Origin of the sequence: Corallococcus sp. AB049A (assembly GCF_003668885.1) — a bacterium.
In the GTDB taxonomy this organism is placed as follows: Bacteria; Myxococcota; Myxococcia; order Myxococcales; family Myxococcaceae; genus Corallococcus; species Corallococcus interemptor.
On record NZ_RAWL01001380.1, the window covers coordinates 1 to 399 of the forward strand.

Genomic DNA, 399 nt, shown 5'->3' on the forward strand with positions numbered 1-399 from the left:
GCTACTTAGCAATTAAAGTGATTTACTTTATTATTGAGTGAAATAATGCTATGATTTTGCCATTTTTATGGTGATTGTTTTTTCCGATAAACGGTCAGTCATACGGGGTTTTCTAATCCCCACCTCACCTAAATTGGATTGGATTGGATTGGATTGATCAAGGATAATAAGATGAGTGAGCCAACGATGCAAAAACCGCGCGTGCTGATGATGGCAGCAGGCACGGATTGGCATCGACCACTTTTTGGATGCCTGCTGGGTTGCCAGATATACTACCTTGAATGCTGCCTGATCAGATGGGAACACCTTACGCTTATTCACCGCTGTCCGAATCACGCTGTTTAGCGACTCTATCGCATTGGTGGTATAGATCACTCTTCTGATGTCTTTAGGATAACC

Annotated in this window: 1 pseudogene; it reads right to left on the reverse strand. The window is 42.9% G+C overall.

Features of this window, described 5'->3' with window-relative positions:
• Window positions 1-222: 222 nt before the first annotated feature.
• Window positions 223-399 (reverse strand): annotated as a pseudogene (locus tag D7X55_RS42255) (transposase); the annotation flags it as partial.